Source organism: uncultured Desulfovibrio sp., from assembly GCF_902477725.1.
Classification (GTDB): Bacteria; Desulfobacterota; Desulfovibrionia; order Desulfovibrionales; family Desulfovibrionaceae; genus Desulfovibrio.
The window spans coordinates 284,302-308,164 of record NZ_CABSIF010000001.1; the positions used below are offsets into that span (position 1 = coordinate 284,302).

The window sequence follows — 23,863 nt, forward strand, 5'->3', positions numbered from 1 at the left end:
GGAGCACGTTTGTTGTCAGGCAAGGAAGGCGCACGGATGGTAAGGGGAGTGTACTCTTATGGTACTCGACCCGCAGCAGTCGCAGCCTGACGCCGCCTGACGGCAAACCTGCCCGGCCTTCGCCCGCGTTGACGAAATTCCATGTGCACACTACAGTACCTCGTTACATGGGAGGTAATATGGAAAAGCTGCTTGTCAGGCTGGCCCAGCAATTGGACGCCATTGACGAAGCCTCGCTTATGTCGTTGTGGAGCAAGTATGCCACGACGGCCAGCCGCTTTGAACCCACCAAGCGGTGGGAGGAAGCTACGCTCGTATTTTCGCTGATTCAGGCCAAACGCTGGAAAAACCAGCTTTTTAACTATCATTGGGCCAGGCAGGCGCAGCCGCTTGGCAAGGTGCCTGAAGGCGCGGTCAATCCCATGCCGGAATTTGAGCTTGAGGGCCCGGAGGCCGCCCCGGCGGCCAGCAAGTGCAGGGTGCTTGAATTTAAGCCCTCCAGATCGAGCGAAAAGGAACAGACTGACCCCAAGCCCGAAAGTTGACGCGCATGCAGGTTGGATGGCTCTGGATGGTCATTTGACTTGCAGTTGCATACGGGATACGTATCATCAAAGGCTTTGCGTCCCGCTTTAGCGGCAGTGGGGCCGTAGGGTAGATTCCCTTCGGTCGATCTGTTGCGTCCGGCGTATGAACGCGCCTTACATCACCCGCCGTTGCGCGGCGGCATTGCAGGCAGGTAACACCATGGCGAATACGGTCATCATCGGCGCTCAGTGGGGCGACGAGGGCAAGGGCAAGATTGTTGATATGCTGAGCGCCCAGAGCCGCGTTATCGTCCGCTTTCAGGGCGGCAACAACGCAGGGCACACCATCAAGGTGCAGGGCGAAGAAACCATTCTTCACCTTATCCCTTCCGGCATACTGCACGAAAACAAAATTTGCCTCATCGGCAACGGCGTTGTGCTCGACCCGCATGTGTTCCTGGAAGAAGTGGATCACCTTGCCGCCAGGGGCATTGACGTTTCACCCGCGCGTCTTGGCATCAGCAAAAAGACCCATCTGATCATGCCGTACCACAAAAGCCTGGATCAGGCCCGTGAAGCCAAGCGCGCCGGACACAAGATCGGCACCACTGGCCGCGGCATCGGTCCCTGCTACGAAGACAAGGCCGCCCGGGTGGGCCTGCGCGCAGGCGACCTGACCGACCCTGATCTTGTTCGCGCCAAGGTGGCCCACGCCCTGCAGGAAAAAAACGTTCTGCTGCGCGACCTCTACAAATTTGAACCTCTCGATGCAAATACCGTGAGTGAAGAGCTGCTGGCTCTTGCGCCCCGCCTTGTTCCCTACCTCACCGAGGTGGAAGAACGCATGCAGGAAGTGCAGGCCGAAGGCGGCGATATCCTTTTTGAAGGTGCTCAGGGCATCCACCTTGATATCGACCACGGCACATACCCCTTTGTGACCTCGTCCAATACGGTGGCGGGCAATGCATCGGCTGGCTGCGGCATTGCGCCCTCGGCCCTGAACCGCATTGTGGGCATCGTCAAAGCCTACACCACGCGCGTGGGTTCCGGTCCCTTCCCCACTGAACTGCTGGACGACACCGGCAGCTACCTGCGCACGCAGGGTCATGAATTCGGCGCCACCACGGGCCGTCCCCGCCGTTGCGGCTGGCTGGATGCCGTGGTGCTGCGCGAAAGCGTTCGCCTGAACGGGCTTACGGACATTGCCCTGACCAAGCTTGACGTGTTGCAGAACCTGCCGGTGCTGAAAATCTGCGTTGCCTACGAGTACAAGGGCAAACGCCTGAGCTACCTGCCGCAGGAAGAATGCTCCCTTGGCGGCGTAACGCCCATCTACGAAGAAATGCCCGGCTTTGAAGAAGACATCACCCAGTGCGCCAGCTATGAAGAGCTGCCCGCCACTGTGCGCGCCTATATCGCCCGCATTGAAGAGCTGACGGGCGTCAAGGTTTCGCTGGTTTCGGTGGGCGCTGACCGCCGCCAGACCATCGTGCGCTAGGAGGCGGAGCGGCCTTACAGGTCATGAATACCCTGCTGCCCGCCATAGCTGATGCCGCCTTTGACCGGCTGAAGAGCGTACTCGACAATCTGGGTGCGACTCCGCCGCAGGTATTGCTGCTTGAGGGCGGCAGCGAGGCCCAGCGCCTTGATACGGCACGTTACTGGGCCGCCCGCGTCAACTGCCCGCAGGCGGAAACATCGGGCGCTCCCTGCCTGACCTGCCCCGTGTGCATGCAGATTGCCGCTGGCGAGCATCTGGATCTGGCAGCGTATGATGGTCGCATAAGCAACCGTGAAGATGAAGAAACCCCTGGCCCTGTCCGTGCGTTCAACATGGAACGCGTGCGCGAACTCAAGGTTCGCCTGCGGGATGCTCCGCACGGACAGGGGCGCAGGGTTGTTATACTCATGGGGCTCAGCCTCACCCGCGACGAAGCTTCCAACGCCCTACTCAAGGCCCTGGAAGAACCCTCGAGCACCACTGTCTTCATTCTGCTTGCACCCCAGCGCGAACAGCTCTTGCCTACCCTGGTTTCCCGCTCATTCTGTCTCACTTTGCCGTGGCCTGACAGCCGCGCAGATGATGAAGACATGCGCCCCTGGGAAGACGCCCTTGCGCAATTTCTTGTTCAGGGGCAAGGTTTTTTTGACCGTGTTGCTGCCAAGGGAGCCATCGACGCAGCAGGCGCAACCCGTTTACTGCTGTGCTGCCAAAAGGCCATGAGCAGGATACTTTCAGACAGGCAAGACCCGGCGCGCCCGCTGGACGCGGCCTTGGAGGGACTGCGCGGCAAGGCCCGCGCGGTAGCCTGCCAATGGTTTGCCGAAGCCCAGGATGCCCTGAACTACGGAGTTACTCCGGCCAGGATCCTTGAGGCGCTGGCGGCACGACTTTTTGCCTTGCGGCGTATGGCGGGTCAATCGTAACAGGCGTTTTGCGTCACTGGGTTTACGCATATGGGCAACAGGCATTTTTTCCTTCTTACGCTCCTGTTCTGCTTTGCCTTATTGTGCCCGCTGCAGATCACTGTCCATCCAGCTTTAGCTGATCAGCAGCGCACCGTGCGTGTGGCGCTCCCCCCCATTTCGCAGTTCAACCGCGTAGAAGATGGGCAGGTTGTGGGGTACATTCCCGACTATCTGACCCAGCTCACCCGCTATACGGGATGGAACATAGTTTACGTTGTTGAAAAAGACTGGGCCGCCTGCCTAGCCGCGCTGGATAAAGGCGAGGTCGACATCTGCGCGCCCGCCCGGTATTCGGCTGAACGCGCCCGCCAGTATCTCTACTGCGCATACCCCGGCGGCACTTCCTATACGGCCATTCTGGCCCCCAATGATTCACCGGTTATTTACGATGATCTGGAAAGCCTCGCGCAATTACGCGTGGGGAGCATGGGCAACCCCATCTGGCTTAAGGATTTTGCTGACTTCATCAGGCAGCGCGGTGGCACAATGCCCACCATTGTGGAGTACCCCGGCAGGGAAGAGCTGCGGGAAGCCATGCATTCCGGTCAGGTGGACGCCATTCTGGAAACCGTACTCTCGTTACGAAATGACGAAAAAATTCTGGCAAAGTGCAAGCTCACGCCTTTTTTTTACATAGGTTCACTTAAAAACCCAAAACTTATGCAGGAACTTGAGCAGGCCGTGGTGCAGCTCAAGATGGAGCAACCCGATCTGGAGTATCGCCTGGGGCGCATGTATCTTCCGCGCATGTTTCAGACGCCGCTTTCACGGGCGGAACTGACTTACATTGCCCAGCAGCCGCCCCTGCGCGTGGGCTATGATCCTGACCGCAAGCCCCATTCGTGGCAGGACCCTGTGACCGGGAACGCACGTGGCATCCTCCCGGACATCCTCCGGGATGCAGCAGCGCGCAGCGGTTTGCAGGTTACTTTTGAGCCCTATACTGCACACCCCGCAAATTTTACAGAGGCCTATACCCAGAACAAGCTGGATATGGCCTTTGGTTCGTTTCCCTCTTCAGCTCTTCAATCCCACAAGAATTTTCGCCTGACCGCGCCGCTGACGCGCAGCAGCCTGTATCTATACGCCAAGCCTGACGTAAAACTGGAACAAGAGACGTTATTTACACTGGCTGTACCGACAAGCATCTATAATGCGGCAGAGTACGCCTCCCGCACGTTTCCCAATGCGGTAATTAAGCTTTTTTCTGATGAGGAAGCATGCCTGACTGCCACTGGCCGACGCGAAGCCAACGCGGTTCTGGGCAATTCCATGGTTCTCAATAACCTTACGAGCTCCCCGCGTTTCAGCGAGTTCAATCCTGTCACCAGCTACAGCGATATTGAAGAAGCGCGCCTGACCATCAGGCCGGGGCTGCCCGATATGTTGCTGGGCATTTTGAACAACCTTCTGCTGACCATTGATGAAAAGAGCCGAACCCAGATCATTTCCAGCAATATAGCAGCGGCAGCTACTTCGCCGACATTGGCGGATATTGTGTATGAAAACCGCTCGCTGCTGATGGTTGTAGCCGAGCTGATGCTCTTTGTTTCGGCTCTTGTTGCCTACGCCCTGCACCTTCGCCGCAAAACCCTGTCAAACCAGATGGCCAGCGAGCAGCGCCTTGCCCACATAGCCGACAACATCAACGGCGGAGTCATCAGCATATCTACACAGCTTCCTTTGCAGATTCTTGATGCCAACAACGGATTCTGGCAGTTGCTCGGCTACGAGGCCGACAAACCGCAGACTACCGCGTTTATTGATCTGCTGCATGCGGACGATGCAAAAAAGCTGCTGGACATGCTGGCAGACAAAAAAAACGGCCCTGTGACAAACACCATGGAACTGAGGCTGCGCCACAAGGATGGCCAATGGCTGCCCCTGTTGTTGCGCGGTACATTTTCCGGTGATGAGAATGCTCACCGCTCCATTGATTGCGTGGTGGTGGACATCACCGAGCAAAAACGCATGCAGGAAGAGCTTGAGCAGGAAAAGGAGCGCTACCGGATTCTACTTGAGCAATCGCAGGACATTTTTTTCGATGTGGATACAGAAAAACGCCAGTTCCGCTGTTCGCCCAACTTTTTGCTGAAGTTCGGCAGGGAGGCCACGCCCCTCTTTAACGAAACCGGCCGACCGAACAACAGGCATATCATCCATCCTGAAGACCTGCCCGCCCTCAACGAACTGCGGCGGCGCATCCGCAGCGGCAACCCGACTGCTTTTGCAGTCATGCGCATCCCCACAGCCGAGGGGCGCTACATCTGGTGCCGAGTGCAGGCCACACGTATCAGCAAGCAAGACGCCCCCTTGCGCCTTGTAGGAAAAATTGTTGATATTGATGAAGAAGTGAGACGCCGTGCCGAGCTTGAGCGCCGCACCCAGCGCGACAGTTTGACTGATCTGCTGAACAAGACCGCCTTCCGCGACAAAATCTGCGCAGCCATGCCTGCAAAACCGCAGCAGGATAGAACTGATGCGCTCCTGTTCCTTGACCTGGATAATTTCAAGCTGATCAACGACACCTTTGGGCATGTCAGAGGCGATGCCGCCCTGCTCGAAGCCAGCGATGCCCTCAAACGCATCTTTCGCAACGCTGATGCTGTGGGCCGTTTCGGCGGCGATGAATTCTGCGTTTTTGTCAGGGACATCACGCGCGCGGCACTCAAGGAGCGGGCCGAGGCCCTGCTTTTAGAACTTCACAAATTTATTGAGCATGATGGACAGAGTGTAGAGATCACCACCAGCATAGGCATCTATCTCTTTGACGGCACCGAGGCGTCTTACGATGTGGCCTTGCACCGCGCGGACAATGCGCAGTATCTGGCAAAACAGGCTGGCAAGAACTGCTACCGCTTTTATGATGAAACCCCTGAAGCCTGGACAGACGAAACGGATACAGCCAAACAACTCAGCTAAGGCACGGGACACAATCCCTGCAATGGACTTTTATAAATAAAAAGGCTTCCCGCCACGTGGGAAGCCTTTTTATTTGCGCCACAAATTTCGGCGCGCGCGGGGTTGGAAGGAAGTTTGTTCGATTGGGCATTCACTCCCGGCTCTGGTTCGAGCCGTCAGGTCAGCCGATAAAATTTACCATTCTCAACGCTCGTCAACATTTTGCTGCAAGCGCCAAGCATTGGACTTTTGTTACTTCCACAGACTGCTGTACTTGGCGGCTATACCGTCAGTACGCTCCACCAGTTTGTCCACCAGACCGTCCACATCTTCCACGCTCGCCGTGCCAAGATCCCGGGCCAGCAGGTAGCCAAGGTAACCACGGCCCTGCTTGAACACCCAGCATACCGAATACACAGAACCCACAGCGGGGCGACCGGCAAATTCAGGCTGCGTGCTCACCATGACGTAGAGCTTGGGGATGTCTTTTTCTTCATCATCATTGAGGGTGAACAGACTGCTCTGGTTGAAGCGCTCCTTGAGCTTGGTGCCGAGGCGCGCGCCAATGCTGTCTGTGCCTTCCAGCGACACACTGACCGTGGTCACGCGGTCAACGGTCTTTTCGGGCTTGTCCTGCACGGGTTTGCCTGCCTGTGGGGCAGCCGCAAAGGCCGCGCCTGTGAGCGCCAGAATGCATATCAGGGTAAAAACGCCAAAAAAATTTTTCATGTCTATCCCTCAATTTCAGAATATACCCGCTGTCAGCGAATGCCGGGGCAAGGCCACCAGAACGCCCGCAGGAAACTGATTTATTCTTGACCTTGATCCATTCTATATAATCTTTAGAAAAAGGTGAAGCGGGTATTTTTTCATGCGCAAACTGGCAAAAATGTATATAGTCCGCGCCCTGACCCGATTTGCCTTGCCTGCCGCCATTTTGCCGCACTCAAGTCCATCGGGGTAATGACACCGATCAAAGGATTTTTTTATGAAGCACATTCTTTTACTGCTGGCTTTCGGCGCCGGTTGCTGCCTCCCGGTGCAGGCGGGTATAAATACCTTGTTGCGGCGCTTTCTGGGCGAACCCATGCAGGCCGCGCTTGTTTCATTTGCTGTGGGCACGGTGGCACTGTGGGTGTACAGTCTGGCGGCACGGCACACATGGCCTTCCATTTCTCAGCTTTCCGCTGTTCCGTGGTGGATGTGGACAGGCGGCGTGCTTGGCGCAATTTTTGTGAGTTGCACCATCTTTCTTGCGCCCCGGCTGGGCGCTGCCACCATGACTGCCGTCATGTTGTCGGGCCAGTTGGTGGCCTCTGTGCTGCTTGACCATTATGCCCTTGTGGGCTTTCCCGAACACCCCGTTTCACCACTGCGCCTTGCGGGCATTGCCCTGCTTTTTGCGGGCGCGTGGCTTGTGCGGGTGTTTTAACACAAGCAGAACCCAGCACAGGGCTTTCACTGCGCGCGCCATCTTGAGCTGTGCCGCACTAAGGGCTACAGTATCTGCAAATTGCCGCATCACAAGGAACATGCCATGCAAAGAACCCTTATCATAGACGCCCTCGCAGCAACTGAAGCACAAGCCTCCATCACCATTTGCGGCTGGATCCGCACCCGCCGCGATGCCAAGGAATTTTCTTTTGTGGAGGTCAACGACGGCTCCTGCCTCGGCAACATGCAGTGCATTGTTGACGCGGGCACCCCCGCCCACGAGCAACTGGATCAGGCCGCCACGGGCGCTGCCATCAGCATTACAGGCGAGCTTGTGGCCTCGCCCGGCAAGGGGCAGCTGTGGGAAATCAGGGCGCAGAGCGTCACTGTTTTCGGCCTGGCTGATCCCGAAACTTTCCCTTTGCAGAAAAAACGCCATTCTGATGAATTTTTGCGCACAATTGCGCACCTGCGTTCCCGCACCAACAAATATGGCGCGGCCTTCCGCATCCGTTCCGAAGCGGGCCAGGCTGTGCATCAGTTTTTCCAGAGCCGCCGTTTTTCATGGGTGCATACCCCGGTGCTCACCGGGGCGGACTGCGAGGGCGCGGGCGAAATGTTCCGCGTCACCAGCCTTGAACCCGGCGACAAGGATGTGGCCGCCGATTTTTTTGGCCGGCAGTGCAATCTGACTGTTTCCGGTCAGCTTGAGGCCGAGGCCCTCGCCATGGGTCTTGGGCGCGTGTACACATTCGGCCCCACCTTCCGCGCCGAAAATTCCAATACGCCGCGCCACGCCGCCGAGTTCTGGATGATTGAGCCGGAAATGGCCTTTGCCGACCTGCAAGACCTCATGGAACTGGGCGAAAGCCTTACCCGTCATGTGATCGAACACGCCCTCGCCCACTGCGAATCCGACCTCAAACTCTTTGACAGCTTTGTGGACAAGGGCCTCATTGAGCGCCTCAAGGGCATGGTGGCTGCGCCCTTTGCCCGCGTTTCGTACACGGAAGCCGTGGAAATTTTGCAAAAATGCGGCAAGGAATTTGCCTTCCCTGTTTCATTCGGCACAGACCTTCAAACCGAGCACGAACGCTATCTGGCTGAAGAGCATTTTAAAAAGCCTGTGGCTGTGTATGATTACCCCAAGGAAATCAAAGCATTCTACATGCGCCAGAACGACGACGGCAAAACCGTTGCCGCTATGGACATGCTGGTGCCGCGCATCGGCGAACTCATCGGCGGCTCGCAGCGCGAGGAGCGCCTTGACCGTCTGACCGCCCGCATCAAGGAGCTCGGCCAGAATCCGGAAGATTACTGGTGGTACATGGATCTGCGCCGTTTCGGCACAGCGCCCCATGCCGGTTTCGGCCTTGGCTTCGAGCGTTTGCTTATGCTGCTGACCGGTATCACCAACATCCGCGACGTCATTGCCTTCCCCCGTACACCGGGCAATCTGGAATTCTAGAACGATTCCGGCAGCCTCCCTTTTGGCCAGCCTGTTGCGAAAGCAGCGGGCTGGCTTTTTTCAATCCGCCAGTACCGCCCAACCGCAAAAAGCGCAAAAAAGCCCGAGGCAGCGCCGTAGCGGGGCCGTCATGCCCTTCACATTTGCCTTTTTGCCGGGTATAGTACGCGCTCACCTTTTTGGAGGCATCGAGCCGCCGCCCATCGCCCAAGGAGAGCGAAATACCATGAGCAAGAAGCTGACTGTAGCCGTTGTAGGCGCCACAGGCGCCGTAGGCCGTGAAATGCTCAAGACCCTGCACGAAAGGGACTTTCCCGCCACCGAAATCCGCGCTTTTGCGTCCGCCCGTTCTGCGGGCACCAAGGTGCCGTATGGCGGCAAAGAGCTGACCGTGCAAGAGCTTAAAGAAGATGTCTTTGAGGGCATTGATTTGGCCATTTTTTCCGCCGGCGGCAGCACTTCGCAAAAATTTGCCCCGCATGCGGCCAAGGCTGGCTGCGTGGTGGTGGACAATTCCGCTGCATGGCGCATGGACGACCGCTGCCCCCTGGTGGTGCCGGAAGTCAACGCCCACGCCCTTGAAGGCCACAACGGCATCATTGCCAACCCCAACTGCTCCACCATCCAGATGCTGGTGGTGCTCAAGCCCCTGCACGACGCAGCCAAGATCAAGCGCGTTGTAGTTTCCACCTATCAGGCGGTTTCCGGCACAGGGCAGAAGGGTATTGAAGAACTGGAACGCCAGGTGCGCGACCTCTTTAATGGCCGCGAGACGGAATGCAATACCTATCCCTACCGCATTGCCTTTAACGCACTGCCGCACATCGATGTCTTCCTTGATAACGACTACACCAAGGAAGAAATGAAGATGGTTCATGAAACCGTCAAAATATTTGAAGATCCTTCGGTCAAGGTTACGGCCACCTGTGTGCGCGTGCCGGTGTTTTACTGCCACGCCGAATCGGTGAACATTGAAACCGAAAAGAAGCTCACAGCCAAGGATGCCCGCGTCATGCTTTCGCAGGCTCCCGGCGTGCGCGTTGTCGATAATCCCCGCGAACTTATGTACCCCATGCCCTCCTACTGCGTGGGCGAGGATGAAACCTACGTGGGCCGCATCCGCGAGGACGAAACCATTGAAAACGGCCTGAACCTCTGGATTGTGGCCGACAACGTGCGCAAAGGCGCAGCCCTCAACGCCGTGCAGATCGGCGAAGAACTGATCAAGCGCGACCTGCTGCGCGTGACCGACAAAAACGTGTTCCTGAAGTAATTGCCTGCGGGCGCGCGGGTTTCGCAGACCCGCGCGTCCGCGCGCTTTGGAGGCCTTTGCGGTGCAAGCTGTAGACGCTGAAACATATCTCAAGGCCCTGCTTTCCGCACCCCGGCCAGGGGCGGAGCAGGTTCTCGCTTTTTATGACCACCGGGTGGGGCATATCTGCACTGACCCGCGTCTTCTGCTGCTGCCCCTTGATGACCATATCTGCCATCGCGGCGACGGCCTTTTTGAAAGCATCAGTTTTCGCCAGCGCACAATTTTCGGGCTGGATGCGCATCTGGCCCGTCTGGTGGACGGCGCTGCGGCCCTTTCCATCACGCCGCCCTGCACTTGGGAAGCCCTGCGCCAACACATAATTGATGTGGCCCTTGCCGCAGGCGTGGACAATGGCGATCTGCGCGTTTTTCTGAGCCGCGGCCCTGGCGGATTCGGCATTTCGCCCGCCGAATGCCCGCAGGCTGGCCTGTACATTGTGGTCCTCAAAAAGGCTCTGCCCACAGCGGCTTTTTATGAAAAAGGCCTCACAGCATTTGCCAGCGCCATCCCGCCCAAGCAGGAATATCTGGCCCGCATCAAGAATACCAATTATCTGCCCAATGTGTTCATGGCGATGGAAGCCCGCCAGAAGGGCATGGACGTGGCCGTGACCTTTGACGAAAATGGCATCATGGGCGAGGCCGCCGTGGCCAATGTGGGCCTTGTGGACGAGCAAGGCCGCCTGCTCTGCCCCGAAATCAGGCGTATTCTGCCCGGCACCACCCTGCTGGCCGCCATGGAAGTCGCCGCAGAGCGCATGCCCGTCGTGCAGATGCCCATTCCCCGCGCAGCCATAGATAGCGCCAGTGAAATGCTGCTGTTCACCAGCTCCACCCTTTGCGTGGGCATCACACATTTTGACGGCAAGCCCGTGGGCCATGGCGCGCATGCTGGCAAGCCCGGCCCTGTGGCCCTGTGGCTCAAGGATGTTCTTTTGGACTATATGCTGAAAAAAGGCGCACCCCTCTGATGCGTGTTCTGCTTATTGCCCTGCAACAGACCACTGACGGCCCCGCCTCACCCGAAGAGCAACGCCACTGGACAGAACTGGGCGCACCCATGCGCCTTGCCCGGCTGGAAGAAGACCACGCGCTGGCCCTGGCCTGCGCCATGCGCGACGGCGGCAGGCTGGCCCCCATGCTGCTGTGCCAGAAGAATTCACGCCTGCACCGCCGCGCCGCCGCGTTGAACCTGCCCATACTCACGGCAGGCGGGCCAATGGATTTCATGCGCCTGTGGCTCTGGCAGCGCAAGCACAAGCATTTGCTGGTACAGACTTTCGGAGAAAGCGGCATGGCCATTGGCCGCCGGGTGCTGACCATGCGTCCCCCGTCCTCCACCCTTTTGAGCCATGCATTTCTGATGCGCGCACCGCGCCCGGAAGCCTGCTTTGGCAAGGGAATGCTGGCAGCCCACAAAATACTCTGCGGCTCCAGTTATGTGCGCGACCGCATCGCCAAAGCCAGCGGCATCACCGAGGGCGAAACGCCCTGGCGCGGCCCCAAAAAACGCGCGCTGCCCCTGACGGGCGACACGCTCACGCTGGCAGCGCCGGGCATGAGCCTTGAGGGCTTTGAGCCTGCGCCTGAATGGCCCGCAGAACCCGCAGAGGGCCAGCGTTTTGTTTTTTGCATGGGCGATGCCCTCACGCCCCGCTCGGGCGCGCATATTGTTATCCGGGCCATGGCCGCCATCTGGCAGCGCCGCGATTTGCCCGCATGGGAAGTACGCGCCGCCGGGGGTGGACCCCGCTTTCAGGAAGTACTGGACGAGGCGGAATCGCTGGGCGTGCAGTCGCGCCTGTGCCTGCTCAACGAGCAAAGCCTGCCGCACCTGCTGCGCACCTGCCATGCATGGATAGCGCCCGGCTCCGCGCCGGACGAACTGCCGGAAACACTCGGGGCTGGGCTGGCGGCTCAAACGCCCGTCATCTGTGGACAGAGCGCCCTGCATGAGCAGCGGCTGGCCGCCGCCCCCGATGCCGCCTGCATGTTTGAAGAAAACAATCCGCAGTCGCTGGCCGAATGCATGATAAACGTCATGACAGATGCCGGCCAGCGCCGCCGTATTGTGGACGCGGGCAACGCATTGCGCCCCGGTCTGAGCCATGAATCCTTTGCCCTTGCAACCTGCACCCGGCACGAAGGCTGGTGCAGCCAGCTTGGCTGGCTTGAAAAAAACAGCCCGCCGCAAGCCCCAGTGCAGTCATAAACAGCCAGCTATCATCAGCGCGCCCCGCGCCAGTGGCAGCAGCATGCCGCCTGAACGTGGGACAATACCGCAAACACATACAGGAACCGTATGAAATGTAAAATCTGCAAAGCCGAGGCCGTGGTGGCTCTGCGCAGCCACAACGCCGCCTTTTGCCCCGACTGTTACAAGGATTTTTTTGCCCGCCAGGTGGAACGCGGCATTGAAGGCCAAAAGCTGTTTACCCGCGATGAGCGTGTGCTGGTGGCCCTTTCTGGCGGCAAGGATTCGCTGGCGCTCATGCTTGAGCTCTCCCGTCAGGGATACAACGTAACCGGTCTGCACATTGATCTGGATATTCCGGTTTCTTCCGCTGCGGCGCGCGGCGTGGTTGAACGCTTTTGCGCCAAGCACGGCCTCAAGCTGATGGTCAAGGAAATGGCCGCAGAAGGCCTGTCCATTCCGCTGGTCAAGGAAAGGCTGCACCGACCCATCTGCTCGGCCTGCGGCAAGATCAAGCGCCATTTCTTCAACAAGGTCGCTCTGGACGAAGGCTTTGACGCCCTCGCAACCGGGCATAACCTGGACGATGAAGTGGCCCGTCTTTTCAGCAACACCTTGCGCTGGGATACCTCGTATCTTTCAGATCAGGGGCCACGGCTGGAGAGCGAACACGGCTTTTCGCGCAAGGTTAAGCCTCTGTGGCGGCTTTCGGAATTTGAAACGGCCAACTACGCCTTTCTTATGGGCATAGAAAACCACTACGCCCCCTGCCCATACAGCCCCGGTGCGAGCTTCACCACGCTCAAGGGTCTGATGCAGAATCTCGAGGCCGCCATGCCTGGCCGCAAGCTGGATTTCTATCAGGGTTTTCTCGCGCGCGGGCGGCCCGTGTTTGCCCGCCGTGAGGCGGAGGAAGGCCTGGAGTTGGCCCCTTGCACGGAATGCGGCTATCCCACATCCTCCGGCGACCGTTGCGGCGTGTGCCGCATCCGCTCCGCCCTGCTTGACGAGGGCTAGAAAGAACATCACCTTGTGCAAAACGGCCCGGCAGTCGCCGGGCCGTTTTGTGCGTTTACTACGGTCTATTCTTCATATTTCCTGAAGACGAGCGAAGCGTTATGCCCCCCAAAACCAAAAGAGTTGGAAAGCGCATAACGAGTGGACGTCTGCTCGGCCTTGTTGCAGACGTGCGGAATATCGCACTCGCCATCGGGTGCATCCAGATTTATTGTCGGCGGCAACAGACCATGCCGCAAAGCCTCAAGAGTAATGATGGCTTCAATGCCGCCAGCCGCCCCAAACAGATGCCCTGTCATGGACTTAGTGGCGCTGACCTTTACCGTTTTAAGGCTGTCGCCAAAAACGCTCCTGATTGCTGCGGCTTCAGATCGGTCGCCTTCTTTTGTTCCTGTGGCGTGGGCATTGATATAGCCAATTTCTGCCACGGAAGCGCCAGACTGGCGTATGGCGATTTCCATGGCCCGTGCTCCGCCCTGAAAGTCTGGCGATGTGATATGCCCCGCATCGCACGTTGCTCCGTACCCAACCACCTCGCCAAGGATTGTCGCCTGACGGCGGCGGGCATGTTCCTCTTCCTCCAGCAGCAACACAGCAGCGCCCTCAGCCATGACAAAGCCATCACGCCCGCTGTCAAAAGGACGGCTGGCCTGTTCCGGCACATCGTTGCGGGTTGAAAGAGCCTTCATGCTGGAAAAACCCGCCAGCAAAAACGGTTGAATGCCCGCATCGCTTCCGCCTGCCAGCATCACATCCGCCTGCCCGTGGGCGATGCTCAAAAATGCTTCGCCGATGGCATTGTTAGCAGTGGCGCAAGCGGACACAGGCGCATAGTTCGCCCCTTTAAAGCCCGTCCTGATAGCAACCACGCCCGAAGCCATGTTGACGATCATCATGGGAATCATGAAAGGCGAAACCCGCCGTGCGCCCTTGGCCAGAAATGCTTCATGATTTTTCATGATCGTTTCTATGCCGCCGATGCCAGAACCCACATAAACCCCGGCGCGTTCCGGATCCCAATCGGTGCCTTCCAGACCAGACATTTCAACGGCCTGCAAGGCAGCAACAACGGCAAACTGGATATATTTGTCGTATTTTCTTGCGTCCTTTGCGCAAAAATATGTCTCTGCCGAAAAATCGTCCACCTTCCCGGCGATCCTCACCGGGGATTCATCAAACGCAGAATCGTCCATATACCTGATGCCGGATTTTCCGGAACTGATGTTCTTCCACATGGTTTCAGGGTCGTTTCCTGAAGAAGAGATAACCCCAAAGCCTGTTACAACTACTTTACGCATGGCGTCTCCTGGCCTGTTAATTTATATGTATATACATGAATATAACTGCACAAAGCCCAAAAACTCGCAAAAATTGCAGCATTCGCTAGGCACTGTCCTTTTCTGCAATCCCGGAAACCTTGAGCAACAGTCGCAGCAACTCCTGGACATCATCGTCCCCCAATTCTGAAATCATAAGCTGCTGCGCCTCTTCCCAATGAGGGTGAGCTTCTTTGAGGCTGGCTGCACCACAGGCCGTCAACTGCATGATCTTTTTGCGGGAATCCGTCGGGCCTGGGGCACTCGCAACAAGCCCCATTTTTTCCAGCTTTTCCACATTTCTGGTCACTGTTGTCTGGTCAATGCCCAAAACCCGGCCAATCTCCGTTATCGAAGGCTCCTCCAGACCAGCAATAGCCCGCAGCAAACCATACTGGGTCATGCGCATTCCATTGCGCGCCAGAAACTTGCCGTAAAGCTGGTTGAGTTGCCGATCCGCCTTTCGGATTTGGAGAAAAAGACAAGGCAGTTGCATGGGTGCTCCACATTTTCATGTATATACATATATTATTCGATGCCCGGCGCATGTCAATACCCGGCAAGACGCTTGACTTCACTATAATTTGAAAATAGATTTCAATTCCATTCAAATTGAGCCACCCCGGCTGTTCCGGTGCGGCGATGACAGGAGCGCACAGCATGCCGGAATCCCTTTCCGCAACTGTCGGGGCGCGCGGCGGCAATGCCCGCACGCTCATCGGCGGTCTGGCCTATTCCCTGCGGCTTGCCATCGCGGGCAATCCCAACTGTGGCAAGACCACAGTTTTCAATGCCCTCACAGGCGCACACCAGCATGTGGGCAACTACAGCGGCGTGACTGTTGAAAAAAAAGAGGGCTTTATCCGTCACGAAGGGCAGGAGATCATCCTTGTGGATCTGCCCGGCGCGTATTCGCTTTCCGCCTATTCGCAGGAGGAAGTGGTGGCGCGCAACGTGCTGCTGGGCGGAGCGGTGCAGGCGGTCATCAACGTTGTGGACGCGGGCATTCTGGAGCGAGGGCTGCTGCTTACGGCCCAGTTGCGCGAGATGGGCCTGCCTGTGGTCATTGCCTGCAACATGATGGACGAAGCCAGGGCGGCGGGCATCAGCATTGATTTTTTGCGCCTGTCGGAGCTCATGGGCGCCGTCGCCGTGCCCACTGTCGGCACCTCTGGCAATGGCCTGCGCGAGGCCCTTTCTGCGGCGCGCCAGGTTGCCCTTGATGCAGAAAACAGCAGCCTGCAGCCTTGCATTCCCGCAGCTTCACCCACCGAAAGCCACGGTTCTGCCCTGCACATAAGCTACGGCCCCCTGCTCGACCCGATACTGGAAACCATGGAAAAACGCATTGCGGCCAGCCAGGGCATGGCATCCTCGCCCTATGCCCACTGCGCGCCGCGCTGGCTGGCACTGAGCCTGCTTCAAAATGATGCGGAAGCCGTTGCGGCCTTGCAGGCGGCGGATGCAGACCTTGCCGCAGACATGGCCCAGGTCTGCCGCTTTGTGCAGGAAGAACTGGGCAGCATTGGTCACGATGCGGAAGGCTTGATAGCAGATGGGCACAGCGCCTTTGTGCGCAGAGTTGCCGCCGCCTGCGTGGTCAAAACCGGCAAGCGCCACCGCCTCAGCCTCTCCGACAGGCTCGACCGCATACTGGCCCACGCGGTGTGGGGCGCGCTGATTATGCTTGGCGTGCTCTACGCCATGTTTCAGATCACCATTGTTCTTGGCTCCTACCCCCAGGGCTGGCTTGAGGGCGCGTTCAGCGCGCTGGCTGGCGCGGTGCGGGGCACACTGCCAGAAGGCCTGCTCTCCTCCCTGCTGGTGGACGGCGTGATCGCGGGCGTTGGCGGAGTGCTGAGTTTTGTGCCGCTGGTGCTTATCATGTTTGCGCTCATCGCCATTGTGGAAGACAGCGGCTACATGGCGCGCATGGCCTATATTGCCGACCGCGTGTTCCAGTTTTTCGGCCTGCACGGGGCATCGGTGATGCCCTATATCATTTCCGGCGGCATTGCGGGCGGCTGCGCCATCCCCGGCGTCATGGCCACCCGCACCATGCGCAGCCCCAAGGAAAAACTGGCAACCATGCTCACCCTGCCCTACATGGCCTGTGGGGCCAAACTGCCCGTGTATCTGCTGCTGGTGGGCACGTTTTTTCCGCACAATGCCGCCAACATGATGTTTGCCATCATCATGCTCTCGTGGGTGCTGGCCTTTTGCGTGGCTCTGCTGCTGCGCAAAACCGTCTTGCGCGGCGAAGCGACTCCCCTGGTCATGGAAATGCCGCCCTACCGCATGCCCACCGCGCGCGGCATCTGCATCCATTGCTGGGAGCGCACCTGGATGTACCTCAAAAAGGCGGGCACGGTGCTTGTGCCACTGTCCATGCTCATTTGGGCGGCCATGACCTTTCCGGCCCTTGATCCGCAAACGGCCCTGCCCTTTGAAAACGAAATCGCCCGCCTGAGCGCGGGACTTGAGCGAGAAGAACTGCCTGCGGAAGCGCGCGCCAGCCAGGAAGAAGCCCTCGCAAAAATGCAGGAGAAACTGGATGCCGAGCGCCTGCGGCACACCCTTGCCGGGAGCCTTGGCACATGGTTTGAAGGCGCAACATCCTACGCGGGTTTCAGCTGGCGCACCGATGTGGCCCTTATCGGCGGCATTGCAGCCAAGGAGGCCATCATTTCCACACTGGGCACTGCCTACGCCCTTGGGGAGCAAGACCCGGAAGACCCGGCCTCTCTGGCGGAGTTGCTGCGCGCCGACCCAACGTGGAATCAGGGCACTGCCCTGGCTCTGCTTGTTTTTGTCATGCTCTACGCCCCCTGCTTTGTCACTCTGGTTGTCATCCGGCAGGAGTCGGGAAGCTGGAAGTGGGTGGCCTTTAGCATAGCCTTCAATACACTGCTGGCCTTTGGCATGGCCGTGGGCGTGTATCAGACGTACCGCTTTTTCTGGATGGACGCATGATGATCAGACGTACAGGGCGCGCACCCGGCATGGGCATACGCGCATATATTGCCTTGGGGTTCACGGTGATGGCCCTGCTTTTTACTGCCAGTTTTTTCTATTTTATGAGCATGGCGCGCGAGGTCAGCGTGTCCGGCACCCGAACCTACGGGCTTTTCATGACGCTGGCCGAGAGCGACAAACTGACCGACAGCCGCAACATGGCACGCCTGCGAGGCGCAGAATCCGCACTGGCGGCCTTGCCCTCACTGACCGCGAAGCCAGCGGAGCCGGAGGCCAGCGCCGCGCTGACGGAGCTTTCCGCCGCTATAGCGGAACTGGCAACTGCACAGCCAGTAACTGACGACATGCTGCTGCAACTGCGCCGCACGGCTACGCTGGCGCACGAATTTGAAAACCGCCTGCTCGTGGGCTTTCTTCTGCTGGGCACCGGGCTGGCCCTGTTGTTCGGCCTGCTGCGCCTGCATCTTGCGCGCCCGCTGCAAAGCATCATGGTCTTTCTCAACCAGTTGGGCACAGGTTCCGCCAGCCAGCCCCCCAAACACAGTTTTATCACCGAACTGCGCAACATATCGGCTGCGCTCGAAAATCTTGGCACCTATCTGTCGCTCGCCACAGTGCGCTCGCAAAAACTGGCCTCCGAGCACGACCATTTTCAAAAAATGTCGCTGGTGGACGGACTCACCGGCGTGGGCAACCGCCGCGCCTTTGACGACAAGCTGCATTCCCTGTGGCTTCATGCCCTGCAACATGGCACGCCGCTGGCGCTTATCATGCTGGATGTGGATACCTTCAAGCGCTACAATGACAGTCTGGGGCATCAGGCCGGGGATGAATGCCTGCGCCGCATTGCCGCCGCCATGAGCCGGGCGGCACGCGCTACGGATGTTTGCGCGCGCTACGGCGGGGAGGAGTTTGCCCTGCTGCTGCCCGGTGCGGACGATGCAACAGCGCAGGCCGTGGCCGCCCGTGTGCATGCCGAAGTGGCGCGGGAACAGTTGCCTCACCCCAGCTCGCCAGTGGGCGATATGGTGACGGTCAGCCTGGGAGTGAGCAGCCTCACGCCGGTGGAAGAGCAGAAGGAAGAAAGCCAGATGCTGGTGCGGCAGACAGATTCCGCCCTTTATGCCGCCAAGGCCTCAGGCCGCAACCGCACCTGCGTTTATGGGCAGGCTTCATAAGCATCCAAGAGGGTAGCCCGGCATGCAAAAAGCCGCCCGGATTCAATCCGGACGGCTTATATTCGCTGTTCTGACAGAAAGTATAACTTACTTCACCGTTACAACCGTTGAAGCCGCAATAGTTTCCGGCGTCAGTTCCTGGCCCAGACCGGGCAGCTCGGGCACGGAGTACATTCCCTTTTCAGGCATGTAGTTGTGCACGCAGGTTCTGGTGTTGGGCTCAAGCAGTGCGTAGCGGTGCAGCTCATGGATCATGAAGTTGGGAATAGCCGCCTCCATGTGCAGGGCCGCAGCTGTCGAGATGGGGCCGCCGCACACATGAATCTGCACGGTCACATCATAGACGTGGGCCATGTCGCAAATTTTCTTTACCTCTGTGAGGCCACCGCAGGTGCAGATATCAGGCTGGATGACACTCAGCGAACCCTCTTCAAGGAAGGGACGGTAACCCCAGCGCCAGTAAATGCGCTCGCCAGCAGCGATGGGAATCGGCACATTGTCCGCAACCTTCTTCATCTGCTTGGGGTTCAGAGGCATGACGGGTTCTTCGTAGTACAACACGCCAAGTTCCGCGATCATGCGGCCAAACTGGATGGCCGCAGTGGTGGACGTAAAGGAGTGCATTTCAACAATGATATCCATATCCGGCCCAACCGCCTTACGCATGGCTGCAAGACGGTCATAGCCCCTGCGCAGTATCTTGTCGGGCAGCACGCCTGAAAGATCCTGCTGGTTCCAGTTGCCCTGCCCGTCCATGGCAAGTACGTCCACCTTAAGGGCATCATAGCCTTCTTCCTGGGCTATAAGCGCAGTTTCGGCATAGGCCTCGGGATCAACAAGCATGGCTTTGTCCTGCCCGGCCCCCCAGCCAAACTGCAACTGGCTGGCATAAGCTCGTATCTTGCTGCGAGTCTTACCGCCAAGTAGCTGATAAACGGGGACGCCAAGCGCCTTACCCTTGATGTCCCACATGGCAAGGTCAAGGCCGCTCATGGCAGCGGAAAAAATACCGCCGCCGCCCTGCCCCCAAAATGTCTTGCGCAGCATCTTTTCCCAGATTGCTTCGTTGCACATGGGATCCATGCCAATGAGTATCTGGCCCAGATCTTTCGCCATGCCAAACCCGCCAGAAGCGCCCACGCCGTAAGCAAGGCCCACTTCACCGAAGCCGCTGATGCCTTCATCCGTATTAACTTTCACAACAACAGGGCGCCATTTGCTAGTAGCGGAACTGAAGTCATTGGCCACATCAATAATATCAATGCTCGTAATCTTCATCATTATTCTCCTGTAAACTGTGCCGCTAATAACGCTTGGCCGCAAGAATACCTGCCGCAATGGTCGCCGCCGCCCCTGTGAACACAAGGCAAAGCAGACCGCTGCTGTACTGGCCGGTAGTGCTTATGAAAAATCCGATCATGGCGGGCGCAAGCGATGCAAACCCGTTGGCAAGGCCATTCATTATGCCTGACGCCGTGGACATGGACGAGCCGGGAATCAGCCCCTGCAGCAACGTCCAGGCCACCGGCGTTCCCATGGTGCAGAATGCCACAGCCAGAGACAGCAATACGGCCGAGAGGTATTTCTGCTCGGCGACTGCCCCCAGATAAACACAACAACCGGCAAAGAACATGGCTGCCATAAGAATTGGCGCGCTTCTGCCTATCTTGTCCGTCAAAAATCCGCACGACACCTTAAAAATAATGGAAAGCACAAAGGGCAGTGACGCCAGCCAGCCCATTTCGCTCCAGCTGAACCCTCTGGCTGTTTTAAGGTAGCTCGGCAACCAGGTTATCAGGCCCCAGTACATGCATTGGAGGCACAAATACCAAAAGACCAAAAGCCAGTACCGGTAATTGCCGATGAATCCCTTGAGACGCTGCCCCAGAGGCAACGCAACTTCCTTGGAAGCCGTAACTTCCTGTCCTGCTTCAATATGGGCCAGTTCAGCTTTGTTGATGCTTTTATGCTGCCTCGGGGTATCCGCCGTATGACGCCACAAAAGGTACAAAGGGATCAAGCCCACCACGAGGCAGAAATGGAAGTTGGCTCTCCAGCCGTAGTTTCCAATAAGATAAGCAAAAAACGGCATGGCCAGAGCTGGTGCGACAGATTGCCCGACAACCCAGGCGGCGTTGGCCCGCCCGCGTTCATGCCGGGGGAACCAGTTTTTTACAAAAACGCTTTGCAGCGGGTAGTACATGCCCTCGCCAACACCAAGCATAATCCGGCTGACGATGATGATCGCAAACGTAGAGGCAACGCCGCCCAGGAACAGAGAGGCCGTCCAAAGGCCAATACAAAGCATCATGGATTTGCGCGGCCCCAGGTAGTCGCCTATGGGAGCCAGCAGCACGTTGGCCACACCGTATGCCGCCAGAAAAACAGACATCATCATGCCGATTTGCACTGGCGCACCCTTGATGCCCATTTCGAGCAGAAAGGGATCGTTGGCGGCCAGAACAGAAACGTTCACACGGTCAAGATATGCTATGAATATCCCGATAAACAGACAAAATACGATTATAAATCGTTTTTTTGTTTGCACTTCGCCTGTTTCTTTCGTTTCATTCACAGAAGAAACGATTTTTTCACCCATAGTATTCCTTCCTGACGTTTTTATGACCCTGCAATGCGCATTTGCTGTGATCATACACAGAGTTAATAGTCTTTCAATTTCCACCATGAGCTACCGGTACTTCCCATATGGAATTTCCATTGTCACGACTATGCTGCGCAAATCCAGATTGGTAAAATTGTTTTTATTTGTGGATTAATAAGATAAAGTTATCGAAAGTGCTAAATGAAAGGGAAAACTCATGCAATTGACGCTGCGGCAAATTGAGGCATTTCTGACGGTTGCAAACCTTCGTAGCTTCACTGCTGCCGGGGCTTCCTTGCACATTACCCAAAGTGCCGTGAGCAACCTCATCAAGGATCTTGAGGCGCAGGTCGGCGTGCCGCTTTTTGACCGCACATCGCGCTTCGTCTCACTTTCCCCCGACGGGCGAGAGATGTACACGCTGGCCCAGAAGGCCTTTCACGAATTTTTGCTTATGGAAAAATACGCCGCAGATCTCAGCAGCCTGCGCGCGGGCAGGGTGCGCGTTGTGGGCGCCCCCCTCATTGCCTGCACACTGCTGCCGCTGCTACTCGCACATTTCAAGAGAGCCCAACCCGCCATACGGGTCGAGCTGGTGGATCAGCCCATGGCTATGGTGCAATCGAGCATACAGCAAGGGGATGCAGAAGTCGGTTTTGGCCCGGCCCGCCTGACAGAAACAGACATTATCGCCCGCCATTTTTTTACCACCCCTGTGAGCATGCTCTCACGCCCGGATCACCCGCTGGCAGGAAGGCACAGCACCTGGGGCGAGGTAAAGAAGGTTCCGGTGGTTGCAGTGGGGAGAGAATCCGTGGGCTATATCGCTGCGGATGTGGGGACACAGCCGCCGTTTTCCATCGGGCATGTGGTCAATCAGATGCCGACGGCCTTTGCCTTGGCAGCAGCAGGGTGCGGCGTTGCGCTCGCGGGGCGCTTTTCACTGATGCTGGCACGGGGCTATGGCCTTGTGGCTACCCTCCTGCACGACCCGGTACTGTACCGGGAAATGCAGATGTACCTGCCTGCTGCCCGCAAACTCTCGGATGCTGCCGCCACCTTTGTGGATTTTGCCACGCAGTTTGTGAAAGATCACGATCCCAATACACTGGATTCAGCCACTGTTGCCGAACTGGCACCGCCGCTCAGTACACGCAGAGACGCCTGATCACAGGCGGCTGGCCTGCCTTTGCAGCATAAAAAAACGCCCTGCTGAAAAGCAGAGCGTCTGAACGCATCCATCAGACAAGCCTGAAGGAAGTGCGCTAATTGTTTGCCGCAGCAGCGGGCTGCACCATGATGGCCCCGGCCTCCCTGCGGCGCAGGGCAATGGTTACTTCCGCGCAGCGCAAGGCCAGAGGGTCGCGCAGGGGCGCATAGCCCACCACAGAAACAGGCATGCCTGAACCCAACCCCATGTCGCGGATGCGCCGCGCAAGCTCGCCCCTGGCATTGATGCTGACAATACGCGCTACCTCGCCCACCTTGAGGGACGTGAGAGGAATAACTGAATCCATTGCGCCTCCGGGCATCTTTTAAAAAAGTCGCCCATTTTAAAAATAACATTCATTTTCAATTTAACGATCATCCTGCCCAGCGTCAAGAAAATATGACCACAGCAATCTGCAGTGGTTGCGCCACACTCGGCACCTCGCGCGACAGGCCCCAGCCGCTCCACTCGACCATATGGCCCGACTCTGGCATGATGCCTTGCAGCGGGAGTGGCGGATGCCCTCCACGCCCTTTCCGGCACACGTCAACAACGGACAAGCCATGAGCATCCTGAAAAAAGTTCTGGAGCGGGGCCTCACCCCCTCCAACGTCATAAGCTACCTGTGTTTGCAGATCATGCGCGTCAACGGCGCGTTCTGGGGCACCCTGCGTCTGCGGCTCAAGGCCCTTGCGTTGGGCGTGCAGGTGGGTGCTGGCGTGTCAGCCCACGGGCCTGTGGGCCTGTTGCGCTGGCCGGGCAGCCGCATGAGCATAGGCGCAGGCGCAAGCCTTATTTCTTCATGGCGGCGGGCCACGGCTGCGGCTCTGGCCCATCCCGTGCGCCTGCGCACCTTCGGCCCCGGCGCCAGCATTGAAATCGGCCCCGGCTGCCAGCTGAGCGGCACGTCCATCACCGCGCGCTCCAAGGTCATACGCCTTGGGCGTCAGGTCATGGTCGGCCCCAACTGTATTGTGGTGGATTCCGACTTTCACGCCCACTGGCCGCCGGAAGCCCGCGCCACCGAACCCGGCATGGAAGGCGACCGTCCGGTAACCATTGGCGACTACGTGTGGATTGGCATGAACTGCCTTATCCTCAAGGGCGTAACCATTGGCGAGGGGGCCATCATCGGCGCGGGTAGCGTGGTCACGCGCGATGTGCCGCCCTTCTGCCTTGCCGCAGGCTCGCCCGCCCGCGTGCTGCGCAGCCTTAAGCCCGGCGAGAGCGCGCAGCAGCCCGGTACTGCGGAATAGG

The 23,863-nt window shown here is 58.1% G+C and carries 20 protein-coding genes; 14 read left to right on the forward strand and 6 right to left on the reverse strand.

Translation table 11 applies throughout. The features are described 5' to 3' along the window. The first annotated feature begins 179 nt into the window (after positions 1–179). From RDK48_RS01170 to RDK48_RS01185, 4 genes are all read left to right on the forward strand, one after another. The gene (locus RDK48_RS01170; protein WP_298996252.1) at positions 180–545 is read left to right on the forward strand and encodes a hypothetical protein; all 366 of its coding nucleotides are present in this window, start codon (positions 180–182) and stop codon (positions 543–545) included. 202 nt (positions 546–747) lie between these two features. Next, positions 748–2,025, forward strand: coding sequence for an adenylosuccinate synthase (locus tag RDK48_RS01175; protein ID WP_298996281.1), 1,278 nt, complete (start codon positions 748–750; stop codon positions 2,023–2,025). 23 nt (positions 2,026–2,048) lie between these two features. Then, complete coding sequence (locus RDK48_RS01180; protein WP_298996254.1) at positions 2,049–2,954, forward strand: DNA polymerase III subunit delta'; 906 nt, start codon at positions 2,049–2,051, stop codon at positions 2,952–2,954. Positions 2,955–3,089: 135 nt separating this feature from the next. Beyond that, positions 3,090–5,918, forward strand: coding sequence for a diguanylate cyclase domain-containing protein (locus tag RDK48_RS01185; RefSeq protein ID WP_298996256.1), 2,829 nt, complete (start codon positions 3,090–3,092; stop codon positions 5,916–5,918). A gap of 231 nt (positions 5,919–6,149) precedes the next feature. On the opposite strand, the gene RDK48_RS01190 is transcribed toward RDK48_RS01185, so the two are convergent. Beyond that, complete coding sequence (locus RDK48_RS01190; RefSeq protein WP_298996258.1) at positions 6,150–6,626, reverse strand: hypothetical protein; 477 nt, start codon at positions 6,624–6,626, stop codon at positions 6,150–6,152. 259 nt (positions 6,627–6,885) lie between these two features. Here RDK48_RS01190 and RDK48_RS01195 point away from each other — a divergent pair, with 259 nt between their 5' ends. From RDK48_RS01195 to RDK48_RS01220, 6 genes are all read left to right on the forward strand, one after another. Then, the gene (locus RDK48_RS01195) at positions 6,886–7,329 is read left to right on the forward strand and encodes a DMT family transporter (RefSeq protein ID WP_298996260.1); all 444 of its coding nucleotides are present in this window, start codon (positions 6,886–6,888) and stop codon (positions 7,327–7,329) included. 105 nt (positions 7,330–7,434) lie between these two features. Further along, positions 7,435–8,799, forward strand: coding sequence for an asparagine--tRNA ligase (asnS, locus tag RDK48_RS01200; protein WP_298996262.1), 1,365 nt, complete (start codon positions 7,435–7,437; stop codon positions 8,797–8,799). A gap of 226 nt (positions 8,800–9,025) precedes the next feature. Continuing rightward, positions 9,026–10,072, forward strand: a complete 1,047-nt coding sequence (locus RDK48_RS01205) for an aspartate-semialdehyde dehydrogenase (RefSeq protein WP_308587766.1) — start codon at positions 9,026–9,028, stop codon at positions 10,070–10,072. Positions 10,073–10,133: 61 nt separating this feature from the next. After that, positions 10,134–11,084, forward strand: coding sequence for an aminotransferase class IV (locus RDK48_RS01210; RefSeq protein WP_298993811.1), 951 nt, complete (start codon positions 10,134–10,136; stop codon positions 11,082–11,084). Next, on the forward strand, positions 11,084–12,325 hold the full coding sequence (locus RDK48_RS01215) for a glycosyltransferase (protein WP_298993813.1): 1,242 nt from the start codon (positions 11,084–11,086) through the stop codon (positions 12,323–12,325). Before RDK48_RS01210 ends, RDK48_RS01215 begins: the two co-directional genes overlap by 1 nt. A gap of 90 nt (positions 12,326–12,415) precedes the next feature. Beyond that, positions 12,416–13,324 carry an ATP-binding protein gene (locus RDK48_RS01220; RefSeq protein WP_298993815.1) on the forward strand — a complete coding sequence of 303 codons (909 nt, stop codon included), beginning with the start codon at positions 12,416–12,418 and terminating at the stop codon, positions 13,322–13,324. A gap of 65 nt (positions 13,325–13,389) precedes the next feature. On the opposite strand, the gene fabF is transcribed toward RDK48_RS01220, so the two are convergent. Both fabF and RDK48_RS01230 read right to left on the reverse strand, forming a co-directional pair. Next, a complete protein-coding gene (gene fabF, locus RDK48_RS01225; RefSeq protein WP_298993818.1) occupies positions 13,390–14,622 on the reverse strand; it encodes a beta-ketoacyl-ACP synthase II in 1,233 nt (410 codons plus the stop codon). An 85-nt stretch (positions 14,623–14,707) separates the two neighbouring features. Next, the gene (locus RDK48_RS01230) at positions 14,708–15,136 is read right to left on the reverse strand and encodes a MarR family winged helix-turn-helix transcriptional regulator (protein WP_308587767.1); all 429 of its coding nucleotides are present in this window, start codon (positions 15,134–15,136) and stop codon (positions 14,708–14,710) included. Between the two features lie 164 nt (positions 15,137–15,300). Here RDK48_RS01230 and feoB point away from each other — a divergent pair, with 164 nt between their 5' ends. Then, positions 15,301–17,613, forward strand: coding sequence for a ferrous iron transport protein B (gene feoB, locus RDK48_RS01235; protein WP_298993822.1), 2,313 nt, complete (start codon positions 15,301–15,303; stop codon positions 17,611–17,613). Further along, positions 17,610–18,794, forward strand: coding sequence for a diguanylate cyclase (locus RDK48_RS01240; RefSeq protein WP_298993824.1), 1,185 nt, complete (start codon positions 17,610–17,612; stop codon positions 18,792–18,794). Before feoB ends, RDK48_RS01240 begins: the two co-directional genes overlap by 4 nt. Before the next feature lie 87 nt (positions 18,795–18,881). Here RDK48_RS01240 and RDK48_RS01245 read toward each other — a convergent pair whose 3' ends face one another. Together RDK48_RS01245 and RDK48_RS01250 are read right to left on the reverse strand one after the other, a co-directional pair. Next, entirely contained in the window at positions 18,882–20,075 is a 1,194-nt protein-coding gene (locus RDK48_RS01245) for a mandelate racemase/muconate lactonizing enzyme family protein (RefSeq protein WP_298993826.1), read from the reverse strand. 22 nt (positions 20,076–20,097) lie between these two features. Further along, positions 20,098–21,480 (reverse strand): MFS transporter, encoded by a 1,383-nt coding sequence (locus RDK48_RS01250; RefSeq protein WP_308587769.1) that lies wholly within the window; start codon positions 21,478–21,480, stop codon positions 20,098–20,100. Positions 21,481–21,613: 133 nt separating this feature from the next. Here RDK48_RS01250 and RDK48_RS01255 point away from each other — a divergent pair, with 133 nt between their 5' ends. Then, entirely contained in the window at positions 21,614–22,564 is a 951-nt protein-coding gene (locus RDK48_RS01255) for a LysR family transcriptional regulator (RefSeq protein WP_298993830.1), read from the forward strand. A gap of 97 nt (positions 22,565–22,661) precedes the next feature. Here RDK48_RS01255 and RDK48_RS01260 read toward each other — a convergent pair whose 3' ends face one another. Beyond that, complete coding sequence (locus RDK48_RS01260) at positions 22,662–22,913, reverse strand: FeoA family protein (protein WP_022658880.1); 252 nt, start codon at positions 22,911–22,913, stop codon at positions 22,662–22,664. 211 nt (positions 22,914–23,124) lie between these two features. Here RDK48_RS01260 and RDK48_RS01265 point away from each other — a divergent pair, with 211 nt between their 5' ends. Next, positions 23,125–23,862 (forward strand): DapH/DapD/GlmU-related protein, encoded by a 738-nt coding sequence (locus tag RDK48_RS01265; RefSeq protein ID WP_298993833.1) that lies wholly within the window; start codon positions 23,125–23,127, stop codon positions 23,860–23,862. Position 23,863: the final 1 nt, after the last annotated feature.